The 25801-nt window shown below is 14.3% G+C and carries 23 protein-coding genes and 1 pseudogene; 13 read left to right on the forward strand and 11 right to left on the reverse strand.

What is annotated here, in order from left to right; all coding sequences use genetic code 11:
* Positions 1–22 precede the first annotated feature (22 nt).
* Complete coding sequence (gene mnmE, locus KHQ18_RS00210; RefSeq protein ID WP_212113142.1) at positions 23–1399, forward strand: tRNA uridine-5-carboxymethylaminomethyl(34) synthesis GTPase MnmE; 1377 nt, start codon at positions 23–25, stop codon at positions 1397–1399.
* 190 nt (positions 1400–1589) lie between these two features.
* On the opposite strand, the gene truA is transcribed toward mnmE, so the two are convergent.
* Positions 1590–2366, reverse strand: coding sequence for a tRNA pseudouridine(38-40) synthase TruA (gene truA, locus KHQ18_RS00215; protein ID WP_212113143.1), 777 nt, complete (start codon positions 2364–2366; stop codon positions 1590–1592).
* The gene (lepB, locus tag KHQ18_RS00220) at positions 2367–3770 is read right to left on the reverse strand and encodes a signal peptidase I (RefSeq protein ID WP_212113144.1); all 1404 of its coding nucleotides are present in this window, start codon (positions 3768–3770) and stop codon (positions 2367–2369) included.
* A 60-nt stretch (positions 3771–3830) separates the two neighbouring features.
* Here lepB and KHQ18_RS00225 point away from each other — a divergent pair, with 60 nt between their 5' ends.
* The 10 genes and pseudogenes from KHQ18_RS00225 (at position 3831) to mnmA (ending at position 15176) form a co-directional block, all read left to right on the forward strand.
* On the forward strand, positions 3831–5927 hold the full coding sequence (locus KHQ18_RS00225) for a DEAD/DEAH box helicase (protein WP_212113145.1): 2097 nt from the start codon (positions 3831–3833) through the stop codon (positions 5925–5927).
* Positions 5928–5942: 15 nt separating this feature from the next.
* Complete coding sequence (gene menB / locus KHQ18_RS00230; RefSeq protein WP_212113146.1) at positions 5943–6758, forward strand: 1,4-dihydroxy-2-naphthoyl-CoA synthase; 816 nt, start codon at positions 5943–5945, stop codon at positions 6756–6758.
* 256 nt (positions 6759–7014) lie between these two features.
* Complete coding sequence (gene menA / locus KHQ18_RS00235) at positions 7015–7986, forward strand: 1,4-dihydroxy-2-naphthoate octaprenyltransferase (protein WP_212113147.1); 972 nt, start codon at positions 7015–7017, stop codon at positions 7984–7986.
* A gap of 18 nt (positions 7987–8004) precedes the next feature.
* Positions 8005–8709 (forward strand): metal-dependent hydrolase, encoded by a 705-nt coding sequence (locus KHQ18_RS00240; protein ID WP_212113148.1) that lies wholly within the window; start codon positions 8005–8007, stop codon positions 8707–8709.
* A gap of 480 nt (positions 8710–9189) precedes the next feature.
* A pseudogene (locus KHQ18_RS01790) lies at positions 9190–9717 on the forward strand (YidC/Oxa1 family insertase periplasmic-domain containing protein); the annotation flags it as partial.
* A 24-nt stretch (positions 9718–9741) separates the two neighbouring features.
* A complete protein-coding gene (gene yidC / locus KHQ18_RS00250) occupies positions 9742–10347 on the forward strand; it encodes a membrane protein insertase YidC (protein WP_212113149.1) in 606 nt (201 codons plus the stop codon).
* A 130-nt stretch (positions 10348–10477) separates the two neighbouring features.
* Complete coding sequence (locus KHQ18_RS00255) at positions 10478–11617, forward strand: acyl-CoA synthetase family protein (protein ID WP_212113150.1); 1140 nt, start codon at positions 10478–10480, stop codon at positions 11615–11617.
* Between the two features lie 432 nt (positions 11618–12049).
* On the forward strand, positions 12050–12787 hold the full coding sequence (locus KHQ18_RS00260; RefSeq protein ID WP_212113151.1) for a nucleotide exchange factor GrpE: 738 nt from the start codon (positions 12050–12052) through the stop codon (positions 12785–12787).
* 48 nt (positions 12788–12835) lie between these two features.
* A complete protein-coding gene (locus KHQ18_RS00265; RefSeq protein WP_212113152.1) occupies positions 12836–13975 on the forward strand; it encodes a DnaJ C-terminal domain-containing protein in 1140 nt (379 codons plus the stop codon).
* Between the two features lie 16 nt (positions 13976–13991).
* A complete protein-coding gene (gene mnmA, locus KHQ18_RS00270; protein WP_212113153.1) occupies positions 13992–15176 on the forward strand; it encodes a tRNA 2-thiouridine(34) synthase MnmA in 1185 nt (394 codons plus the stop codon).
* A gap of 571 nt (positions 15177–15747) precedes the next feature.
* Here the strand turns inward: mnmA and KHQ18_RS00275 are convergent.
* From KHQ18_RS00275 to KHQ18_RS00290, 4 genes are all read right to left on the reverse strand, one after another.
* Complete coding sequence (locus KHQ18_RS00275) at positions 15748–16263, reverse strand: hypothetical protein (RefSeq protein WP_212113154.1); 516 nt, start codon at positions 16261–16263, stop codon at positions 15748–15750.
* 95 nt (positions 16264–16358) lie between these two features.
* A complete protein-coding gene (locus KHQ18_RS00280; protein WP_212113155.1) occupies positions 16359–17423 on the reverse strand; it encodes a Nif3-like dinuclear metal center hexameric protein in 1065 nt (354 codons plus the stop codon).
* Positions 17424–17578: 155 nt separating this feature from the next.
* Positions 17579–18628: a DHH family phosphoesterase gene (locus tag KHQ18_RS00285; RefSeq protein WP_212113156.1), complete on the reverse strand. Its 1050-nt coding sequence runs from the start codon at positions 18626–18628 to the stop codon at positions 17579–17581.
* Positions 18615–20090: a tRNA nucleotidyltransferase/poly(A) polymerase-related protein gene (locus tag KHQ18_RS00290; RefSeq protein WP_212113157.1), complete on the reverse strand. Its 1476-nt coding sequence runs from the start codon at positions 20088–20090 to the stop codon at positions 18615–18617. The genes KHQ18_RS00285 and KHQ18_RS00290 overlap by 14 nt, the downstream gene beginning before the upstream one ends.
* Before the next feature lie 54 nt (positions 20091–20144).
* On the opposite strand from KHQ18_RS00290, the gene ruvX reads away from it, so the two are divergent.
* Both ruvX and def read left to right on the forward strand, forming a co-directional pair.
* Entirely contained in the window at positions 20145–20570 is a 426-nt protein-coding gene (gene ruvX / locus KHQ18_RS00295) for a Holliday junction resolvase RuvX (RefSeq protein WP_212113158.1), read from the forward strand.
* Positions 20571–20579: 9 nt separating this feature from the next.
* Positions 20580–21086: a peptide deformylase gene (gene def / locus KHQ18_RS00300; protein WP_212113159.1), complete on the forward strand. Its 507-nt coding sequence runs from the start codon at positions 20580–20582 to the stop codon at positions 21084–21086.
* 218 nt (positions 21087–21304) lie between these two features.
* Here def and rplT read toward each other — a convergent pair whose 3' ends face one another.
* The 5 genes from rplT to KHQ18_RS00325 are packed head-to-tail and all read right to left on the reverse strand — an operon-like array spanning position 21305 to position 25797.
* Positions 21305–21649: a 50S ribosomal protein L20 gene (rplT, locus tag KHQ18_RS00305; RefSeq protein ID WP_212113160.1), complete on the reverse strand. Its 345-nt coding sequence runs from the start codon at positions 21647–21649 to the stop codon at positions 21305–21307.
* Between the two features lie 4 nt (positions 21650–21653).
* Positions 21654–21845 carry a 50S ribosomal protein L35 gene (rpmI, locus tag KHQ18_RS00310; RefSeq protein WP_212113161.1) on the reverse strand — a complete coding sequence of 64 codons (192 nt, stop codon included), beginning with the start codon at positions 21843–21845 and terminating at the stop codon, positions 21654–21656.
* Between the two features lie 5 nt (positions 21846–21850).
* The gene (gene infC / locus KHQ18_RS00315) at positions 21851–22528 is read right to left on the reverse strand and encodes a translation initiation factor IF-3 (RefSeq protein WP_213016782.1); all 678 of its coding nucleotides are present in this window, start codon (positions 22526–22528) and stop codon (positions 21851–21853) included.
* Positions 22521–24473: a threonine--tRNA ligase gene (gene thrS / locus KHQ18_RS00320; RefSeq protein WP_212113162.1), complete on the reverse strand. Its 1953-nt coding sequence runs from the start codon at positions 24471–24473 to the stop codon at positions 22521–22523. Before thrS ends, infC begins: the two co-directional genes overlap by 8 nt.
* Positions 24474–24510: 37 nt before the next feature.
* On the reverse strand, positions 24511–25797 hold the full coding sequence (locus tag KHQ18_RS00325) for a signal recognition particle receptor subunit alpha (RefSeq protein WP_212113163.1): 1287 nt from the start codon (positions 25795–25797) through the stop codon (positions 24511–24513).
* Between the last annotated feature and the right edge of the window lie 4 nt (positions 25798–25801).

Raw genomic sequence — 25801 nt, forward strand, 5'->3', positions numbered from 1 at the left:
TAATTAATTAATAATAAAAAAAATGATTAATAATGAAGAAACAATAGCAGCAATATCTACCCCATATGGTATTGGAGCTATATCAATTATTAAAATTTCTGGAAAAAAATCAAAGAAAATTATTGAAAAAATTTTTAAAAAAAAAAATAAAAAAAAAATAATATATAAATCTCATTTTTTACAAGTAGGTTATATATATGATAAAAAAGATATTTTAGATGAAGTTGTTATTGCTTTTTTTAAAAAACCAAATTCTTATACTGGAGAAGATGTAATAGAAATTTATTTTCACGGATCTATTTATTTGCAAAATAAAATATTAAAATTATGTATTGAAAATGGATCTAGAATTGCAAATCCAGGAGAATTTACATTTCGTTCTTTTATAAATGGAAAAAAAGACTTATCTCAAGCAGAATCTATTGCTGATATAATTTCTTCTAAAACAAAAAAAGAACATAAATTAGCCATTAATTATATGAATGGTAATTTTTCTAAAAAAATAAAAAAAATTCAATTAAAATTAATTAATTTTTTATCTTTAATTGAATTTAATTTAGATCACTCTGAAAATGAAAATATTAGTTTTATTAAATTAAAAAAAATATTAGATAATATTATATATAAATTAAAAATTATAATTGATTCTTTTAATATAGGTAATATTATAAAAAATGGTATAAAAGTTGTATTTATAGGAGATACTAATGTAGGAAAATCTACATTATTTAATTCTATTATAAATGAAAATAAATCTATTGTTTCTAATGAAAAAGGAACTACAAGAGATGTAATTGAAAAAAGTATAATAATTAATGATATTATGTATATTTTATTTGATACTGCTGGTATAAGAAAAACAAATAATAAAATAGAAAAAATAGGAATTAAAAAAACATATGATGTTATTAAAGAATCTCAAATTATTATATATGTATTTGATTCTTCTAAATTTAATGAAAAAAAAATAAAAAATGATATTTTTTATTTTAAAAAAAAATATCCTAAAAAAAAAATTATTTTATTAGGAAATAAATCAGATATATGTAATATTAAAAATAAATATAATTTTGAAAATTATATTTCTATATCCTATAAATGTAATAAAAATATTTTTTTATTAAAAAAAATGTTAATTAATATTATTAATATTCCTTCTTTTTTAAAAAAAAATAATAATATAGTATTATTTCATCATAGACATTTTAATATTTTAAAAAAAACATTATTTATTTTAAATAAAATTAATAAAAATTTAATAAAAAAAAACAAATTTTTAGAATTAATATCTATAGATTTAAAAAATTCTATTTCTTATATTAAAAATATAACAGGTGAAAATATTTCATCTGATGAAATATTAAAAAATATTTTTTCTAAATTTTGTATAGGAAAATAAAAATTTAATTTTATTAATTTTTTAATTTTAATTTATTAATTATTAATAATTATTAATAATTATTAATAATTATTAATTATTATTAATTATTATTAATTATTTTTTTTTATGTATGTATGTATTATGTATGTATGTATATGTATATATATATATGTATGTATGTAAAATATGTATGTAAAAGTTAATTATTTTATAATTTATTATTATATAAAATATTTTTTGGATAATTTATTTTATATAAAAATAAACCAAATGGAGGAGCAAGAAATTTTTTATTATTATAATTATTATTATTATTTTTATTTAAAAAATAATTATAAAAAGTTTCTAAAGATATTTTTTCTATTCCAACATTAATCATTGTACCAACTAAAAATCTAACCATACATCTTATAAATCTATTTGCTCTAATAGTAAAAATTAAAAAATTTTTTTTCTTTGTCCAATTAACATAATATATATTACATATATAATTTTTTATTTTTTTTTTTTTTTTACAAAAAAATTCAAAATTTTTTTGTTTATATAAAAAAAATTCTAATTTTTTTAAATAACTAAAATTAATTTTTTTTTTACTAAAACTTGTAATATCCCAAAATATATTTTTAAAAAATAAATTTTTTTTAGTATATATATAATATTTATATGTTCTATTTATAGCATTAAATCTAGCATGTATATTATCTTTTACTCTAAATATTTTATTAACTTTTATATTTTCTGGTAAAAAATTGTTTAATTTTTCTATTATTTCATTTTCAATTTCTTTATTAAAATCAAAATGTGCAATCATTTGAATAGCATGAACTCCTTTATCTGTTCTTCCAGCTCCAATAATATTAATTTTTTTTTTTAATAAAATTGATATTTTTTCTTCTAAAATTTGTTCAATAGATAAATTATTTTTTTGTATTTGCCATCCATAATAAATATTACCATTATAAGAAATATCTAAAAAAAATCTCATTTAATATAAAATCTTAAAAAATCTATTAAATTTAATTATATTAAAAAAATTTAAATTTTTAAATATTTTATAAAAATTAATATTCATTATAACAATAATTGGTTTACCTACAATATAAATTTCTGATATTAATCCAAAAAATCTAGAATCAAAAGATTTATTCCAATTATCTCCAATAAAAAAATAATAATTACTTTTTACTAAATAGAAAAATTTTTTTTTATATTTTATAAAATAATTTATTTTTTTTAATTCTTTAAAAGAAAGAAAATTTTTTTCAAAAAGTAATATATTTTTATATAAAAACCAATTTTTATTATTTATTAATATAATATCTCCTTTTTTAGGAATTTTAATTTTTTTATAATTATCTTTATTATTATTATTATTATTGTTAATAACTCTTTTAATTTTTATATTATTATTAATTATTTTTATTTTTTCTTTTTCATTTAAAAAACAATAATAAAAATTTTTTTTTACTTTAAAAAATTTTTTATTAAATTTTTTTAAGTAATATGATAAATTAAAATTAAAATTAGAATATATATAATATAAATATTTTCTTTTTTTAAAATTATTATATTTTTCTAATTTATTGTTAATATATAATAATCCTTTTTTTATATTTATTATATCTCCAGGAATAGCAACACATCTTTTAATGTAATTGTCTCTTTTATCTATAGAAATATTTTTTTTATTATTTAAAAAATTTATTATTTTTTTATTATCATATATATTTAAAGGTTTATTAAAAGTAACTAAATCATTTATTTTTATTTTTTTATATTTAATTCTTAAATAAGGAATATTAAAATTATTTAAATAAGATGGTATTCCTATTATAGGAATTTTTTTAAAAAAAAAAGGTAATTGTATTGTAGTAATAGGTATTCTTAATCCATAAATAAATTTATTAACAATAATAAAATCACCAACCATTATTGTATTTTCCATTGAACTAGTTGGTATAAAAAAAAATTGAATAAAATATAGTTGAATAAATATAGAAATTAATATAATATAAAAGTAATTATATAATTTATTTTTTGATTTTTTAATTAATTTTAAATCTTTTAATTTTTTTTTATTAAAATTAATATAATATAAATAACCTCCTAAAGTAAATAATGTTAATAAAATATATTTTTTATTAAAAAATAATTTAGATATACTATAAATAAGAATAAAATACATTATTACAAATAATCCTGGAATAAAAAAAAAAAATGTTAAAAAAATTGGTTTATTATTTTTTTTAAAAATAATTATAATATTATAAATAGGAATTATTGATTTACAAGGTTTTACTCCAATTTTTTTATAAATATTATAAGTTACTAAAAAATAAAATATATTAAATAATATAAAAAATAAAAAGTAATTAATATTAAAAAACATTTTATTATTTTTTGATTTTAAATTTATAAATATTTATTTAAACATTAAATTTAATTAATTTTGTTAGACACTCCAATTGAGTCTTTACCATTAAGACAAGATAAAGATAAGATAAAAATTATTAAAAAATATCTTAATATAAAAAAATATAAAGATATACTATATTTTTATCCTAAAAATTATATATATACTAAAAAAAAAATTTCTGATTTATATAAAATATATAATAAAAATAAATATTTTAATAATTTTAATAATATAACTATTAAAATAAAAGGTATTATTAAAAAATTAAAAATTTTTAATAAAAAAGAAAAAAAAATATTATTAGCATATTTTTTTGATAATACATCTTCAGATTATATTTTTTTAATATGGTTTAAAAAGTTTTTTTTTGTAAAAAATATTATTAATAAAAATATTATTATTATAGGTAAAATAAAATTTATTAATAATAGATTTCAAATTATACATCCATTAATTAAAAAAGAAATTAAAAAAAATAATAATTATAATATTTTTAAATTATATCCAGAATATTCATTAAAAAATAAAATTAAAAAATATGGAATAGATAATGATTTTATTATTAAAATAATTAAAAATATAATAAAAATATTAAAAAATAAAATAAAAGAAAATTTACCTTTATTTATAATAAAAAAATTTAAAATTCTAAATAAAGAAGAATCTTTAAATAAAATTCATTTTCCATCTTCTATAGAAGATTTACAAAAATCACAATATAGATTAACTTTTGAAAAGTTGTTTTTTTATACATTAATATATATAATAAGAAAAAAAAAAATATATAATAATTATCCTTTTAAAAAAATTGGTTATTATTTTAAAAATTTTTATAAAAATTTATTACCATTCAATTTAACTGAATCACAAAAAAAAGTATTTAAAGAAATAAGAATTGATTTAAATAAAAAATTACAAATGAATCGAATTTTACAAGGAGATGTAGGAAGTGGAAAAACAATTATTGCAGTTATGTCTATGTTATTAGCTTTAGATAATAATTTTCAATCATGTTTAATGGTTCCTACAGAAATATTAGCAGTACAACATTATTTTTTTTTTAAAAAAATGTTAAATAAAATTGGAATAAATATTGTTTTATTAACTAATAAAATAAATTATAAAAAAGAAATTTTAAAAAAAATAAATAATGGAATAATTAATATAATTATAGGTACACATAGTATAATAAATAATTCAGTAAAATTTAAAAAATTAGGTTTAGTTATTATTGATGAACAACATCGTTTTGGTGTAATACAAAAATCAAAATTTTGGTGTAAAAATAAAAAACCACCACATATTTTAACTATGTCTGCTACTTTAATTCCTAGATCTCTTCATTTATCTTTATATAAAAAACAAACAAAATTATCTATATTAAATGATTTACCAAATAATAGAAAAAAAATAAATACAATTCATTTTTATGAAGATAAAAAAATTAAAGTATATAAATTTGTACAAAAAATAATTGATCTTAAAAAAGAACAAGTTTATTTTATTTATCCATTAGTAAAAAATAATAATAAAAAATATGAAAATATTGAAAATGCTTATAAAAATATTTTTTCATTTTTTAATAAAAAAAAATATAAAATAGATATTTTACATGGAGGAATGAATTATATTGAAAAAAAAAAAAATATACTTAAATTTTTAAAAGGTAAAATTCAAATTTTATTATCAACAACTATAGTTGAACTTGGAATAGATAATAATAATGCTTCTATTATTGTTATTCATAACGCAGAAAAATTTGGTTTATCTCAACTACATCAATTAAGAGGAAGAGTAGGTAGAAATAATAATAAAAATTATTGTTTTTTATTAACAAAAAACAATATGTCTTTAAAAGAAAAAAAAAGAATTAAAATTTTGTGTAAAAATAATGATGGTTTAAAAATATCTAAAAAAGATTTAAAAATAAGAGGATATGGAGATTTAATGGGTATTAAACAAAGTGGTTTTAATAATTTTTTAAAAAAAATTAAAAAAATTTATTTATATAAAAAAATTTTAAAAGATGTAAAAAAATCTATTTTTTTTATAATGAAATTAAACATTATAGATTCTATAAAAATAGATAAAAAATATAAAAAAAAAATTATTTTTAGTAATATTAATTAATTAAAATTTAAAAAAATGAAATGGATAAAAATTAAAAAATATAAAGATATTTTATTTGAAAAAACAAAAAATGATATATATAAAATTACAATAAATAGAAAAAAAGTATATAATGCTTTTAGACCACAAACAGTTTATGAAATGATAGATGCTTTTAATTATTGTGAAAATTATACAAATGTTAATGTAATAATTATTACAGGAAGTGGAGATAAATCATTTTGTAGTGGTGGAGATCAAAAATTTAGAGGTAGTGGTGGTTATTTAGATGAAAAAGGAATACCACATTTAAATATTTTAAATTTATATAAAAAAATAAGAGAAATACCAAAAGTTGTAATAGCAATGGTAAATGGATATGCTATTGGTGGAGGAAATGTTTTACAAAATGTATGTGATTTAACAATTGCTTCAGAAAATTCTATATTTGGTCAAAATGGACCTAACGTTGGTTCATTTGATGGTGGATTTGGTTCTTCATATCTTGCAAGAAATATAGGTCAAAAAAAAACTAGAGAATTTTGGTTTCTTTGTAAAAAATATTCAGCAAAAGAAGCTTTAAAAATTGGTTTAATTAATAAAGTTGTTCCTAAAATTTTTTTAGAAAAAGAAGTTTTAAAGTGGTGTGAAATAATTTCTAAAAAAAGTCCAATGGCTTTAAGATTTATAAAAAGATGTTTAAATGCTGAATTAGATGGACAACATGGTATTATGCAACTAGCAGGTGATGCTACTTTACTATTTTATTTAACAGAAGAATCTAAAGAAGGTAAAAAAGCTTTTCTTGAAAAAAGAAAACCTAATTTTAAAAAATTTAAAAAATTTTTATAAATATTTTTATAAATTAAATAAATGAAAAATATTTAAATATTTAAAAATATTTATTATAAATTATTTAAATATAAATTATTTAAAAATATTAATTAAAAATAATAATTAATTAATTAAAAATTAATTAAAAATATTAAAAATATTAAAAATTAATTAAAAATAATAATATAATAATAATAATAATAATATATAATAAATATATATAAATAATTATATAAAAAATATATATAAATAATTATCTAAATAATAAAAAAAAATGAAAAATATAATAATAAAAAAAGTTAATAATATTAAAAATATAATAATAAAAAAAATTTTTTTAATTACTAAAATTATTCGTTTACATACTTTATTATTATCTTTATCTGGAGTTTTTTTAGGAACTCTATTATCTTTATCTTTAGGTTTTTTTAATATAAAAATTTTTTTTTGGTTATGTATAACATCATTATCTATACAAATATTAGCTAATATATCTAATGATTATGGAGATTTTAAAAATTTAATAGATCAATATAGAGAGGATAAAAGAGAATTATTAAATAATAAATTTTATAGAAAAAATATTAAATTAATAATATATTTTTTATCTATATTTTTTTTTATTTCTGGTTTTATAGTATATTATTTATCTTTTTATAATTTATATTATTATAATAAATTTATATGTATTCTTTTATTTTTTTGTTTTATATTATTAATTTTTATTTCTTTATACTCAGCTATAAGATATACTATAGGAAAAAATCCTTATGGATATTTAGGTTTAGGAGATTTGTTTGTTTTTATATTTTTTGGAATTATATCTGTAAATGCATCATTTTTTGTTTATACTTATTATCTGTTATCAAAAGATATGTTACTATTATCTTCTTCACTTGGATTATTAAATATATCTGTTTTAAATTTAAATAATTTAAGAGATTTAAAAATAGATAAAGAAAAAAAAAAAAATACAATTCCTGTTATAATAGGAATAAAAAAAGCAAAAATTTATCATTCATTTTTATTAATTTTTCCATTTTTTTTAACAATTATTTATTTTATAATAAATTATAAAGGAATTTTACAATTTTTATTTATTTTTTTAATTATTCCTATTTTTTTACATATTAAAAATATTAATAAAAAAAATGTTAATTATAATTATGAATTAAAAAAAATTATTTTAATAACATTTTTATATTCTATTTTAGTTGGAATAGTAGATTTTTTTTACTTAATTTAATAAATTTTTAAATTTAATATGAATATTATTTTTTATTCTCATTCTACTTTTTCTTTAAAAATAGATAATTTATATTTATTATTTGATCCTTTTATTACAAAGAATCCTAATATATTAAAATATAAAAAAAAATATATTTTAAATCATTTATTTTCTTTAAATTTAAAATTTATATTAATTTCACATGCTCATTATGATCATGTATGTGATGTTGAATTAATTGCAAAAAAAATGAATTCTATAATAATTAGTAATTATGAAATTACTAATTTTTATTCAAAAAAAGGTTTAAAAACTATTCCTATAAATTATGGTTCTTTTTTAAAGATAGATTGTTTTAAAATAAAATATGTTTGGGCATGTCATTCTAGTACATTTGAAGATGGTAGTTCAGGTGGAAATCCTGGAGGTTTTTTAATTAAAAAAAATAAAAAAATTATTTATTTTTCTGGTGATACATCTTTAAATTTAGAAATGAAATTAATACCTTTTTTAGTAAAAAATCCAATAAATTTAGCAATTTTTCCTTTAGGAGGAGTTTTTACAATGGATTTTAAAGATGCTATAATAGCATCTGACTATGTAAAATGTAATAAAATTTTAGGAGTTCATTATAATACTTTTCCAAGTATAAGTATAGATAATCATTTAGTAAAAAAAAATTTTAAAAAAAATAAAAAAAAATTAATTTTACTAGATACTTTTGAAAAAATAAATATTTAATATTATTAAAATAAAAAATAATTAATAAAAAATAATTAAAAAAATTAATAAAAAATAATAAAAAAAAAAAAAATAATTTTTTTATTTTTTATTATTTTATTTTTTTTTATTTATTCAAATATTTATTCAAATTTTGAATTTGAAAAAAAATTTGAAAAAAATAATTATAAAAAAAAAATTTTTATTTCATTTTTTTACAAAAAAAATAAAAAAAATAAAAAAAATTATTTTAAAAATAATTATTTAAAATTAGAAAATGATTATTTAAAAATAATATTTTCTAAAATAGGTGGAACAATAAAAAAAGTTATTTTAAAAAATTATAATAATAATAAAAAAATAAAAATAATTAAAGATAATTTATTAATAAATACTAAATTTAAATATGAATATTATGAAAATGGTAAAAAAAAATATATAGATACTAAAAAATTATTTTTTTTTAAAAAAATTAAAAAAAAATTAAATAATATATTTATAATTTTTAAACATTCATTTTCTAAAAATTTTTTCTTAGAAATTATTTATAAAATACCTAATAAAAAATATTATAATAAAAAATATTATATAGATTTTTCAATAAAAATACATAAACCAAAAAATATTAATATTAAAAATAATAAATTTTATTTATTTATTAAACAGTTTATTTTACCATTAGAAAAATTTGATGAAAAAAAATATACTAATTTATGTTATAATAAGAATAATAAAATATTTTTTTTAAAAAAAAAAAAAAAAAATATAAATAATATATTATGGATTGCTTATAAACAAAAATTTTTTTCTTCTATTTTTTTATTTACAGAAAAAAATAATAATATAACTATTATAAAAAAGGCAATAAATAAAATAAAACTTTTTATTACAAAATTTTATTTACCAATTAATAATGAATTTAATATAAAATTATATTTTGGTCCTATAGATTATAAAATTTTTAATTTTTATAATGAAAATTTAGAAAAAATTATTCAATTAGGATGGGGATTTATTAAATGGATAAATATTTATTTTTTTTTAAAAATTTTTTTGTTATTAGAAAAAAAAAAAATTAATTATGGAATAATAATTATAATAATTACTATTATTGTTAAAATAATTTTATTACCTATAAATTATAAACAATATAAATTAAATAAAATAATTAATTTAATTAATAAAAAAATTGAAAAAAAAAATTTTAATTCTATTATAGAAAAACAAAAAGAAATAATAAAAAATTATAAAAAATTTGGTATTAATCCATTTACAAGTTTGATTATAATAATATTTCAAATAGTAATTTTTTCTTCATTATTTAATTTATTTAATAATTTAATAAATTTAAGAAAAAAAAAATTTCTTTGGATTAATGATTTATCTTATTATGATTCTATATATAATTTTAATTTTTCAATTCCATTATATGGTAATCATATAAGTTTATTAACTTTAATTTATATTATTTCTTCTTTTTTATTAAATAAATTTAATAAAAATAATTTTTATAATAATAAAAAAAACGAATTTAATAAATATTTATTTTCTTTATTATTTATGTTATCAATTATTAATAATTATTCTTCTTCTTTGTCTTTATATTATTGTGTTTATAATATACTTAATATATTTACAATTTTAATTTTTAATTTTTAAAATTTTTAAATATTAATTTTATAAAAAATATAAAGATATTTTATTTGAAAAAACAAAAAATGATATATATAAAATTACAATAAATAGAAAAAAAGTATATAATGCTTTTAGACCACAAACAGTTTATGAAATGATAGATGCTTTTAATTATATTAATGATATTTATTATGATATTATTAATAAAAAATATTATTATAATAATTTATATGAAAAAAAAATTATTATTTTTTTAGAAAAATGGTTTGATAAAAGACAAGAAAAAATAACAATTAAAAGTTCTGGTACTAATAAAAGAAAAAAAATTTTTTTTAAAAAAAAATACATGATTAATAGTTCTATTATATCAAATAAATTTTTTAGATTAAAAAAATTTTCTAAAATATTATTATGCCTTCCTATGGATTATATTGCTGCAATTATGTTATTAGTTAGATCTATTATTTTTAAATGGAAAGTTTATTGTATTAAACCTAATTCAAATCCTTTATTTAATATTAAATATAATAATATAAAATTTGATTTTTCTTCATTTACACCTTTTCAAGCATATAATAGTATATCATATATAAATGAAAAAATAAAAATTTTATTAATAGGAGGAGGATCTATGTCTGATTATTTAATAAATAAATTAAATAATTTAACAAAAACAAAATGTTATTTGTCTTATGGTATGACTGAAACATTAAGTCATATTGCTATTAGAGATATAAAAAAACATAAATATTATAAAGTTTTATATAAAAATATTATATTAAATACAGATAAAAAAAAATGTCTTAATATATTTTTACCTTATATAAATATAAAAGTAAAAACAAGAGATATAGTAAATATTATTAAAAAAAAAAAAGAAATATATCTAGAATACATTGGTAGATTTGATAATATTATTAATAGTGGAGGAATTAAAATTTATCCAGAAATTTTAGAAAAATTATTATCTAATTTTATTATAAATATTAAATATTTTATTATTGGAAAAAAAGATAAAATATTTGGAAATATTGTTACTTTATTTATTGAAAGTAAATCATTTTTTTCTATTAAAGTTAATAATGATTTATTTAACTATAAATATAAAATTTTTAAACCAAGGGAAATATATTTTGTTCCAAAATTTATTTTTACTAATACTGGAAAAATTAATAAAAAAAAAACATATTCAAAATTTTTTATTGAATTTGAAAAAAAATTTTTTATTGTAAAAAAAAAATTTTTTTCAAATATAAATGGTAAAGAAATTGTTTATATTTATAATATAAAATAAATAATTTTATTTTATAAAATTAATATTTTATTATAATATTTATTTTATTATTATAATATAAAATTATAAAATTATAATATAAAAATAAAATTATAATAAAATATTAAATTTTATTATATTTTATTTTATATTTTAATATTTATAATTTATATATTACATTTTATTATACATACATTTACATTTATCATAATATAATTACATTTATAATAATATAATATAATATCATAGCATAACATAATATATGTTATGTATTATAATATGTATAATATGTATTAATATTTTTATATTATTTATGTTATATATGTAATGTATGTATATGTTATGTATATGTTGTATATGTATATTAATTTATAAATTTTATAAATATTATTATATTTTATAAATATTTATGTAAAATAATATGTAAAACAATAAATTGATTATTTAATATTTATGGAAAATAATAAAAATAATAATAAAATTAAATATGATAAAATATCTGATGATAAATCTAAATCTGATGATATAAAAAAATCTGATATAAATAAATCTAAATCTGATGATATAAAAAAATCTGATATAAATAAATCTAAATCTGATGATATAAATAAATCTAAAGATAATAAAAAAATTTATAAAATATATGATGATATAAATGAAGAATTAAAAAATTATGAAAAATTAAATAAAAAATTAAATATTAAATTAATTAAAAAATTAATTTATAAATTAATTTTAAAAAAAGAAAAATTAATTTTAGAAAAAAAAAATTTAAATAATAAATTAATTAAAGAAAAAGACAAATTTATTAGATTATTTGCAGATTTTGAAAATTATAAAAAACGTATACAAAAAGAACGATTAGAAATTATAGAATTTTCTAATAAAAATATTATAATTCAATTATTATCTATATTAGATGATTTTAATAGAGGAAATGAAGAAATTAATAAAATTAAAGGTATTATTCTTATTAAAGAAAAATTTGAAAATATTTTAAAAAAATATGGAGTAAAAAAAATGTCTATAAAAGTAGGAGATAATTTTAATACTGATTTACATGAATCTATAACACAAATAAAATCTAATTCTAAAAATTTAATAGGAAAAATTGTAGATGTAATAGAATCAGGATATTTTTTAAAAAATAAAGTAATAAGACATGCTAAAGTTGTTATTGGTGGTAAATAAAAATTTAGTGTTAAATTAAATAAAAATTTATTGTTAAATAAGTTACTTATGAAAAAAAGAGATTATTATGATATTTTAGGAGTTAATAAAAATGCTTCTTATGAAGAAATTAAAAGAGCTTATAGAAAATTAGCTATAAAATATCATCCAGATAAAAATCCTAATAATAAAAAAGAAGCAGAAGAAAAATTTAAAGAAGCTGCAGAAGCATATGATGTTTTAAGTAATACAGAAAAAAGAAATAAATATGATCTATATGGCCATTCCTTTGGAGGTGGATATGGAGGTGGAGGTAGTAGTGATAATTCTGGTGGTATTAAAATGGAAGATATATTTACTAATTTTGGTGATATTTTTAGTGATTCTTTTGTAGAAAATTTTTCTTATAATTTTGGATTCAGTTCTTCAAAAAAAATATATAAAGGAGAAAATCTTAGAATAAAAATAAAATTAACTATTGAAGAAATAGCTTATGGAACAGAAAAAAAAGTTCAAGTAACTAGAATGAAAGTAGCAAAAGGTGTTTTTTTTAAAAATTGTAATAGATGTAAAGGAACTGGAAAAATTACAAAAATATCAAATACAATTTTAGGAAGAGTTCAAACAACTAAAAATTGTTATTATTGTAATGGTACTGGAAAATTTATAGAAAATAATAATAATTATGGAGTAAATAGTTATGGATTAAAAAAACAAAAAGAATTATTAAAAATTAAAATACCACCTGGATTAACTGAGGGTATGCAATTAAAAGTTACAGGAAAAGGAAATGAGGCTCCATTTGGAAATGGACAGTCTGGAGATTTATTAGTTTTATTAGAAGAAATACCACATAAAATATTCCATAGAGAAGGAATAAACATTCATTATGAACTTTATATTTCTTTTTCTGAAGCAGTATTAGGATCTATTAAAGAGATTCCTATAATTAATGGTAAAGCAAAAATTTATATTGAACCAGGAACACAATCAGGAAAAACTCTTAGATTAAAAAAAAAAGGATTACCAAATATTGAAGGATACGGATATGGTGATTTTTTTATTCATGTTAATATTTGGACACCAAAAATTATAAATAAAGAACAAAGAGAATTTTTTAAAAAAATGAAAAATGATGAAAATTTTATTCCAAAACCAAATTATAAAGAAAAATCATTTTTTGATAAAATAAAAGAAATGTTTTCATAAATAAAATTTTTCATTAATGAAAAAAAATATAGTAGTAGCATTATCTGGTGGTGTTGATTCAAGTGTATCTGCATTATTATTAAAAAAAATGGGGTATAACGTTATTGGAATTTTTATTAAAATTTTTAATAAAAATTTCGGTTATTGTAATTGGAATAGAGATAGTATAGATGCGATGATAATTTCAGAAAAAATTGGAATTCCATTTTATATAATTGATTTAAGTAAACAATATAAAGAATATGTTTTAAAATATATATATAATGAATATTCAATTGGTAGAACTCCTAATCCTGATGTTATTTGTAATGAAAAGATAAAATTTGATTATCTTTTAAAAAAAGCTTTTTATTTAGGAGCAAATAAAATAGCTACAGGTCATTATGCTAAAATTAAAAAAATTAAAAAAAATAAAAAAAAAATTTATTCTTTATTTTGTGGAAAAGATGAAAAAAAAGATCAATCTTATTTTCTTTGTAAATTAAATCAATATCAATTAAGTAAAATTATTTTTCCTTTAGGAGAATTAAATAAAAAAAAAGTAAGAAAAATAGCTTTTGATTATGGATTAATTAATTACGATAAAAAAGATTCTCAAGGAATTTGTTTTATTGGAAAAATAAAATTACCTTTTTTTTTAAAAAAAAAAATAAAAGAAAAAAAAGGAAAAATTATTAAAATTTCTAAAAATTCTATTATTTATGATATATATAAAAAAAATATATCATTTATTACATCTAAAATTAAATTATTATATTTTTTGTCTAAAAAAATAGTTTATAAAAAAGAATATGGAGAAGTAATTGGATATCATAATGGTGCTTTTTCTTTTACTATAGGTCAAAGAAAAGGGTTAAAAATAGGTGGTTATAAAAAACCATTATTTGTTATTAATACTAATATATTAGAAAATAATGTATATGTTGGAATGGGAAAATATCATCCTGGATTATATAAAAAAGTTATTTTTTTAAAAAAAAAAAGAATTTCTTGGTTAAGAAATGATTTAATAAAAAATAATAAAACAATGAAAATAAAATGTAGAATACGTTATAGACAAAAATTACAAAATGCATATTTATACAATATTTATAATGGAATATTTATTGAATTTGAAAAAATGCAAAAATCTGTAACTAATGGACAGTTTGTTGTTTGGTATAATAAATATAAAGAATTGATAGGTTCTGGAATTATTTAATTAATATTTTTATTTTTTTTTATGTTTTATTAATAATTTCTTTTTCTATTTTAGAAATTTCTTTTTTAACTTTTTTTTCTATTTTATCTGCCAATTCATTATCAATTAAAATTCGTCCACTATGTTCATCTAAAATTATTTTTTTTCTTTTATATAATTCCCAACGTAATTGTTTAGGAATAAATAAATAGGATCCTATAGATGATTTTTTATATATTGTTGTTACAGCTATTCCATCTTTAATATTTTTTCTAATATTTTTATATAAATTTAATAAATTTTTATCTATTTTATTTATATTTTGTATATAATTATTATATAAATTTTTTATTTTTTCTTTTTTTATTTTATTAATTTTTATAATATTATTTATTTCTTTTTTTTTATTTTTTAAAAAAATTTTTTTTATTAATAAATTTTTTTTAATTTTTTTTTTTTTTTTTTTTTTTTTTTTTTTTTTTTTTTTTATTTTTTTTTTTTTTTTTTTTTTTTTTTTTTTTTTTTTTTTTTTTTTTTTTTTTTTTTTTTTTTTTTTTTTTTTTTTTTTTATTATTTTTTTATTTTAAATTAATTAATTTTTATTTTTTTTTTTTATTTTTTTTATTTTATTATTATTTAAATTTTTTTTTTTTTTTTTTTTTATTTTATTTATTTTTTTTATTTTTTTTTTTTCTTTTTTTTTATTTTTTAAAAAAATTTTTTTTATTAATAAATTTTTTTCAATTTTTTTATATTCTTCTTTTTTTTTATTATTTTTTTCTTTTATATTATTAATTTTTTTTTTTAATAATTCTATTTCTAAATATTGATAGTCTATTTCTTTTTTTATAAAAAAATCTTTTTTTTCATTTTTTTTATATTTTTTTATTAAATTTTCTGTTTCTTGTATTTTATTTTTTTTAAAAGATTTTTTTTTTTTCAAATCTAAAATTTCATTATTAACTTCTTCTTTATTTTTTTTTATATTTTTAAAGTCTTCTTCTATTTTTAGAATTTTTTTTTTAAATTTTTTTTTTATATATGTAATATTATCCAAATAAGAATCTAAAATTTGTAATATATAAATAATTTTTAATTTATTTTCCATAATTTATAATATTTTTATTTTATTAATTATATAATTTTATTTTATATAAATAAATTTTATTTTATATATATAAATATTTATTTTACATTTTAAATTTAAAAATAAAAAATTGGATTAGTATTTATTTCAGATATGTGTATTTTTTTTTTATAAAAATTTAATTTTTTATTTAAAAAAATAAATAAATTTTTTTTTATATAATTTTCTGATTCGTAATGTCCTATATCAATAATTAAAATATCTTTAATAAAAAAATCATGATATTTAAAATCAGATGAAATAAATACATCAGATTTTTTTTTTTTAGCTATATTAATGGCAAATTTTCCTGATCCACATAATAAAGATATTTTTATAATTTTTTTATTTAAAATTTTAGAATGTCTTATTATTTTCAAAGAAAGTTTTTTTTTTAAAAAATCTAAGAAAATTATATCTTTAATTGGTTTTTCTAAATATCCAATAAGTCCATTTCCAATATTTACATTATTTTCTAAATTAAAAATTTCATATGATACTTCTGTATATGGATGATATTTTAAAAGAGTTTTTTTTATTTTTTCTTCTAAATGACTATAAAAAATAACATTAATACAAGTTTCTTTTTTAAAATTTAATTTATATTTTTTTTTAAATGAATAAATACCTTTAAAAGTAAAACTACATTCTTTATAATTACCTATTTTACCTGCTCCTGCTTCAAATAATTTATATCTTATTTTTTCTAAGTAATCATTAGGAACATATGTTACCATTTTTTTAAAAATTTTTTTTTTTGGTATAAGAATTTTTTTATTAATTAATTTTAATTTATTAAAAATAAATTTATTTGTTAAATTTTTATAATTTTCTAAATTTGTATGTATACAATAAATTGATATATCATTCTTTATACAATCAAATATAATTTTATTATTTTCATAAATAATTTTATTTATTTTTTTAAATAAAATAGGATGAAATGTAATTATTAAATTACAATTTTTATAAATAGATTCTTCTATGACTTTATTTGTAATATCTAAAGTTATTAAAATTCCGTTTACTATATTTTCATAAGATCCAATTAATAAACCAACATTATCAAAATCTTCTGAATAACATAAAGGAAATTCTTTTTCAATTATTTGTATAATTTTTTTTATTTTTATTAATTTCATTATGATAATGATATATTGATTATAATGATAAATGATATATTATTAAATGATTATAAAGTAAGTGTAAATAATATAATTTTATTATATTATAAGTTTAAAGTTTAAATTTTATTATTATATATAAATTTAATAAAAACTTTTTTAACTTTTATTTTTTAAAGTATTTTTTTATAATTTTTTATTAATGATTTATAATATTTTTTTAATACTTTAATAAAGTATTTAATTGTATTTTTTAATGAATCTTTATAAATTCCACCAGATGAATTTTTATGTCCACCACCTAAAAAGTGTTTTTTAGAAAATTTTGCTACATTAAAATTACCTTTTGATCTAAAAGAAATTTTAATATTATTTTTATTAGTTTCAATAAACATTACTGTAAAAATTATATTTTTTATTTTTAATCCATAATTAATAATACTATCCAAATAATAAAAATATTTTTTATAATCATTATATTTTACAACTATATAAGAAGTATGAAATTTTTCTAAAAAAAAAATATTTTTTAATGTTTTTATAAAAAAATTCATTATTTCTATAGAATAATTATTATATAATTTATTATTAATATAATTAATATAATTTACGTTAATTCCTTTTTTTAATAATTTATATGTAATAAAATGTGTTTTACAATTAATAGAAAATTTAAAAAAACCAGTATCTGTAATAATTCCTGTATAAATACAAGTTGCTATATTTTTATCAATTAGAGATAATTTATTCATTTTTTTAATAAAATTATAAACTAAAATAGTAGTTGATGAACATTTTTCATAAAAAATAAAATCAAATTTTAAATTACATGTATGTAATTCATGATGATCTATTAAAATAAATTTAGCTTTTGTTTGTAAAAAAAATTTATTATAAATAATTGGAGATAACATATAAGTATTATTAAAATCAATAAAAAATATATAATCTGATTTATTAATTTTATCAATTAACCAATTATTTTTTTTTTTATTAAAAAAATGTATTTTTTCTATATTAGGTAACCAATTTAATAATAATGTTGGATAATAATTTGGAGAAATTATAGTAACAAAATGATTTAATTTTTTTAAAAAAAGTAACATTCCTAAACATGATCCTATTGAATCTCCATCAGGATTTTTATGAGAAAATAAAATAATTTTTTTTTTTTTTTCTTTTTTAAATTTTAAAAAAAATTTATTACAATTATTTTTTTTCATAAAAAAAATTATTATATTTAGACTTATTTATTATTAATCCTAATTTATTACCTATTTTTTCTAAAAAAAATAAAATATCTTTTTTTTCATTTTCAATAATTCCATTAATAATTGCTTCTTTAATTTTACTTTTTATTATTCCTATTTTTTTACATGGTGTAATATTAAAAATATCCATTATCTGATATCCAGATATAGGAGATTTCCAATTTCTTATTTTATCTTTTTTTTTAATTTTTTTAATTTTTTCTAAAACTAAATCAAAATTTTTTGAATATTTTTTTTGTTTTTCTAAATTTTTTGTAGTTATATCTGATTTACATAATAATATTAAATCTTCTAAATTATCACCTATTTCCAACAAAAATCTTCTTATAGCTGAATCAGTTATATTTTCTTTTATTAACGAAATTGGTCTAGAACTATATTTAATAATTTTTTTAACATATTTCATTTTTTCTCCTAATGGTAATTTTAAACGTTTAAATATTTTTGGAATCATTTTTGATCCTATATATTCATGAGAATAAAAAGTCCATCCGTATTTATGATGATATTTTTTAGTAACAGTTTTTCCTATATCATGCAATAAAGCTGCTAATCTTAACCAAAGAGAAGAAGTACGTTTACTAATATTTTCTAAAACTTCTAAAGTATGTAAAAAGTTATCTTTATGTTTTTTTCCATGTATTTCTTCTATTCCAGATAAATTATATACTTCTGGTAAAAATTTATATAATAATTTTGATTTAAAAAGTAATTTTATTCCAATTGATGGATACTTAGAAAGTATTATTTTTTTAAATTCTTCCATAATTCTTTCTATAGGAACTATTGAAATTCTATTTTTATTATTTATTATAGAAAAAAAAGAATTTTTTTCTATATAAAAATTAAATTGTGATGAAAATCTTATTGCTCTTATCATTCTAAGAGGATCATCTGAATAAGTAATATTTGGATCTAATGGAGTTCTAATTATTTTTTTTTTTATATCTTCTATACCATTAAATGGATCTATTAATTTACCATAATTATTTTCATTTAAACTAATTGATAAAGAATTAATAGTAAAATCTCTTCTATTTTGATCATCTTTAAAATTACCATTTTTTACAATAGGATTTCTACTATTATAGTTATAAGATTCTTTTCTTGCAGAAACAAATTCTATTTTTTTATTTTTATATGATAATAATATTGTTTTATAATTTTTATAAATTATAATTTTTTTTTTAAATTTTATTTTTTCTGCTACTTTTTTTGCTATTTTAAGTTCATCTCCTAGAACCAATATATCTATATCTTCTTTTTCTTCTTCAATAATTATATTATAATAATTTTTAATTATAAAATTTCTAACATATCCACCAATAACAAAGCATTTTATTTTTAAATATTTAGCAGAATCCCTAATTATATAAAATATATTTTTTTTAATATGATTTTTAAAATTAATCATTATGTAATTTTTTTTTTTATTTTTAAAAACGAATTTATTTTAAAATTTTAAATTATGGAAAATATTTTAGGAATAGATTATGGTTTAAAATATACTGGTTTAGCAGTTATAGATAAAAATCATTATTTACCATTTGGATTTAAATCTATTTTAACTATAAAATTATTTGATTTTATTAATAAATATATAAAAAAAAATAAAATTAATAAAATTATAATTGGATTACCAATAAATTTTAAAAATAAAAAATGTTTTATTGAATATTACATAAAAAAATTTATTATAGATATTAAAAAAAAAAATCCTAATATTATAATAAAAAGAATTAATGAAATATTAACATCAAAAATAGCATTATATTATATTAATAATAGTAATTTAAAAAAAAAAAATAGAAATAAAGAATTAATTCATAAAATTAGTGCTGAAATTATATTACAATCTTATATAGACTTATATATAAATAAATATAAAAAATAAAATAAAAATATGATATTGCCAATATTAATTTATAATAATTATACTTTAAGAAAAAAAAGTGAAAATGTAAAAATAGGTTATAATTTAAAAAAATTAATTAATAATATGTTTGAAACAATGTATAATGCTAATGGAATTGGATTAGCTTCTTCTCAAATAGGAATAAATATTAATTTATTTATTATTGATTTATTTAAAAAAAAAAAAATTTTTATTAATTCAAAAATTATTAAAGAATATGGTAAAAAAAAAGAATATAAAGAAGGGTGTTTAAGTTTTCCTGGTATTAATAATAAAAATATTTATAGAAAATCTAAAATTTTATTAGAATTTTATGATGAAAATTGGAAAAAAAATATTAAAAATTTTAAAGGAATTTTAGCAAGAGTTATACAACATGAATATGATCATATAAATGGTATTTTATTTATAGATTTTTTATCTAAAAAAGAAAAAAAAGAAATTAAAAATAATATAAAAAAAATAAATAAATGGGAATATCCTATAATAAAATAAATAATAAATACTATATAAAATATACTAAATTAAAATAAAATATAATAATAAATAAAATATAAATATACATAGTATTTTTTATTTATTTTATGAATTTTAACATTAATTATTTTATTAATTAATACTATTTAATTAATATTTTAATTAATAATATATTAATTAATAAAAATTTTAATTAAATAAATAATAATAACAATAAATATAATAATATTTATTTATTATTTTATCATATTTATAATTTCATTAAAATAATCTGGATAATTTATAGATAAATCTGATAAAAATTTTCTATTAATTATAATATTTTTTATACGAAGTTTTGCTATAAATTTAGAATAAGATAAATTATACATTCTACATCTAGCATTAATTCTTTGTATCCATAAAGATCTAAAATTTCTTTTTTTTTGTTTTCTACCAATATAAGAATATATTAATGATCTTTCTACTGCATTTTTTGCTACAGTATATACTTTACTTCTTGCTCCATAATAGCCTTTAGCCATTTTAATAATTTTTTTTCTTCTTTTTTTAGAAGAAACAGAATTAACTGATCTTGGCATAAAATTATAAAATTTGTTTTTTTATATTTTTTTTATTTGAAGAACTAACATTAGAAAATTTAGATAATTTTCTTTTTTTTTTAGAAGATTTTTTTGTTAAAATATGTCTTTTAAAAGCATGTTTTCTTTTTATTTTTCCAGTAGAAGTTTTTTTAAATCTTTTTTTAGATCCAGATTTTCTTTTTAGTTTTGGCATTTTATTTATTTTTTATTTTTATTATTAATATTTTTATTATTAATATTTTTATTATTAATATTTTTATTATTTATTTTATTAATATTTTTATTTTTTTTTGGAGAAATTAACATAAACATTTTTTTTCCTTCAATTTTAGTCATTTTTTCTATAATTCCAATTTTTTTTAAATAATCAGCACATTTAAAAAGTAATTTTTTTCCTTGTTCTTTATAAATAATCGTTCTTCCTTTAAAAAAAAGAGAAAATTTTACTTTTGCTTTAAAATTTTCTAAAAATTTTTTAGCTATTTTTAGTTTAAATTTTAAATCATTTACTCCTGTTTGTGGTCCTAATCTAATTTCCTTAATTATAATTTTTTTATATTTAATTTTTTTTATTTTTTTTTTTTTTTCATATAAAAATTTATTATAATCAAATATTTTACATATAGGAGGTTTTAAATTAGAATTAATTTCTATTAAATCTAAATAAAGTTTTTTAGCCATAATTAAAGCTTCATTAATATTATAAATTCCAGGTCTAATATTATTTCCAACTAATCTAACTTCTTTAGAAGTAATTTCGTTATTTATTTTATTTTTGTTTATTTTATTTATTCTTTTTTTTTTATTATATGTATAAAAAAATTTTCTTTTTCTTAAATTTTTTTTATACTTTCTTTTTTTATTTTTTTTAATCAAAGTTTTTAAAAATTTCTAATTCTTTTTTTATAAAATTAATAAAATCATATATTAAAAATGTTCCTATATAACCTTTTTTTTGTTGTCTTACAGAAACAGTATTATTATTTTCTTCTTTTTCTCCAATAACAATAATAAAAGGTATTTTCTTTTTTTCATATTTTTTTATCTTATTATTTATATGATCTTCTTTTTCATCTATATAAGAAACAATTTTTTTATTAATAAGTAAATTTAAAATTCTTTTTGAATATAACAAATATTTTTTTTTAATAGGTAAAATACATACTAAATATTTTTGTAAATAAATAGGTAATCCATTATTATGTTCTAACAATAAAGCTATAAATCTTTCTAAAGATCCAAATAAAGCTCTATGTATTAAAACAGGTTTATGAAATTTATTATCTTTACCTAAATAATTTAAATTAAAACGATTAGGAAGATTATAATCAATTTGAATAGTTCCCATCTGCCATTTTCTATTAAATATATCTTCAATAATAAAATCTAATTTAGGCCCATAAAAGGCTGCTTCTCCATATTTAAATTTTATAGGTATATTTATATTTTTTACTGCATTTATAATACATTCTTCTGATTTTTTCCATATTTCTTCTGTACCAATATAATTTTTTAATTTTTTTTTATCTCTTAATGAAATTCTAAGTTCATATTTTTTAAATGAAAATAATTTAAAAATTTTTATAATTAAATTTATTATATCTTTAAATTCAGATAATATTTGATCTTCTCTACAAAAAATATGTGCATCATCTTGTGTAAATGATCTAGATCTAATTAATCCATTTATTTCTCCACTTTTTTCATATCTATAAACTGTCCCAAATTCATAATATTTAATAGGTAAATCTTTATAAGAAAATTTATAAAAACGATATATTTCACAATGATGAGGACAATTCATTGGTTTTAATAAAAAACTTTCTTTTTCTTCTGGTGTAAAAATTGGTTTAAAATTATTTTCTGAATATTTTGTCCAATGTCCTGATTGTTCATAAAGTTTTTTTTTACCAATATGTGGTGTTATAACCCTTCTATAATTTTTTTTTTCTTGTATTTTAATTAAAATATTTTTTAATTTATTATATAATATAGTTCCGTTTGGTAACCATATAGGTAATCCTTTTCCAACAGATGTAGAAAAAGTAAATAATCCTAAATTTTTTCCTATTTTTTTATGATTTCTTTTTTTAAGTTCTTTTATTTTAAAAAAATAATTTTTCATTTCTATTTTATTAGGAAATGAAATAGCACTAATTCTAGTTAATTGTTTATTTTTTTTTTCTCCTTTCCAATAAGATTTAGAAACATTTAATATTTTTACAAATTTAATAAATTTAGTATTATTAATATGTCCTCCTTTACATAAATCAGTAAAATCTCCATGAGTACAAAATGTAATTTTGGAATTTTTTTTAATAATATTTTCTATTAATTCTTTTTTATAAATATTATTTTTAAATTTTTCAATAGCTTTTTCTTTAGATACTTCATAAACAAAAAAATCATATTCTTTATTTGCAATTTCTATAATCTTTTTTTCAATTTTTTCAAAATCTTTTTTAATAAATTTTTTATCTAAAAAATCTATATCATAATAAAAACCATATTTAGTAGATGGTCCAATGCTAATTTTTACATTAGGGTAAAAAAATAAAATTGATTGTGCTAATAAATGAGAAGAAGAATGCCAAAAAGCTTTTTTTCCTAATTCATCTTTCCAAGTATAAAAATTTATATTTTCTACATTTTCATAAATTTTTTTATATAATTCTACTTGAACACCATTTATACTAACATATAAAATTGGATTTTTATAAAAATATTTTATATCTTTTTTTATATCTTTTATAATTTTTATAATTGTAATACCTTTTTTATATAATTTTTTTTTTCCATTAGGAAATTTAATATATATCATAATATATATAATAAATTAAAAAAAATTTTAAAATATATTAAAAAAAATTACTTATATTTTTAAACATATTTATGTTTTTAAATATTTTTTTAAATTTTAAATAATTATTACATAATAAATCTACATCTTTTATTGATGTACCAGAACCTTTTGAAATTCTAATTTTTCTATTAATTTCATATATTATACTTTTAGGATATTTTCTTTCATATGGTGTCATAGAGAAAATAATAGATTCAATTTTTTTTAATTGTTTTTCTGTCATATCAGTATCAATACCCTGTATTGGTAGCATATTTAGTAATATATTTAAACCTCCCATTTCTTTTATTTTTTGTATAAAAAATAAAAAATCTTGAAAAGTAAAATTATTATTTAATATTTTTTTTTTTGTATATTCTTTTTCTTTTTTATTAAAATTTTTTTGTATATTTTCATATAATGAATCTACATCTCCCATTCCTAAAATTCTATTTACCATTCTTTCTGGATAAAAAATATCAATACTATTTAAATCTTCACCAAAACTAATAAATTTAATAGGTTTTTTTAAAATACTACAAATACTTAAAGCTACACCACCTCTTGTATCACTATCAATTTTTGTTAAAACTAATCCACTAAAAAAAGGTAAAATATCATTAAATGATTTAATAATATTTATAGAATCTTGTCCTATCATTGAATCAATAGTAAATAAAATATTTTCATTTTTTATTTTTTTTAATATTGGTTTAAATTCTTCTTTAACAAAAAGATCATTGCAAAAATTATTATAAGTATCTATTATAATTACATTATATTTTTTTTCTATTGCTTCTTTTATAGCATTATTAAATACACAATTAATTTTTTCTTCTTTTTTAAAATCAAAAAATGGAATATTAATTTTTTTACTTAATATTTTTAATTGTTCTAATCCAGCTGGCCTTTTAATATCTAAAGAAAGTAATAATGGGTTTTTTTTTTTATTTTTTAGATACAAAGATAATTTTGCAGAAAATGTTGTTTTTCCACTTCCTTGCATTCCTAATATTAAAATAATATTAATACTATTTTTTTTAATATGTAATTTTGATTTAGTAGAACCCATTAATTTTATTAATTCTTCCTTAAGTGTTTTTTTAATTGATAAATTATTTTTATCAAAAAATTTTTTTTTTATTTTTTTTATAAATGAATTAGTTACATCATAATCAACATCTGATTCAATTAAAATGTTTTTAATTTCTTTAATAAAAGAATTAATATTTTTTTCTTTATTTTTATTATTATTTATATTATTTAATAAATTATTTATTTTTTTTTTTAAAAATGAAAACATATAT

The organism is Candidatus Shikimatogenerans silvanidophilus (assembly GCF_018200315.1).
Classification (GTDB): domain Bacteria; phylum Bacteroidota; class Bacteroidia; order Flavobacteriales; family Blattabacteriaceae; genus Shikimatogenerans_A; species Shikimatogenerans_A silvanidophilus.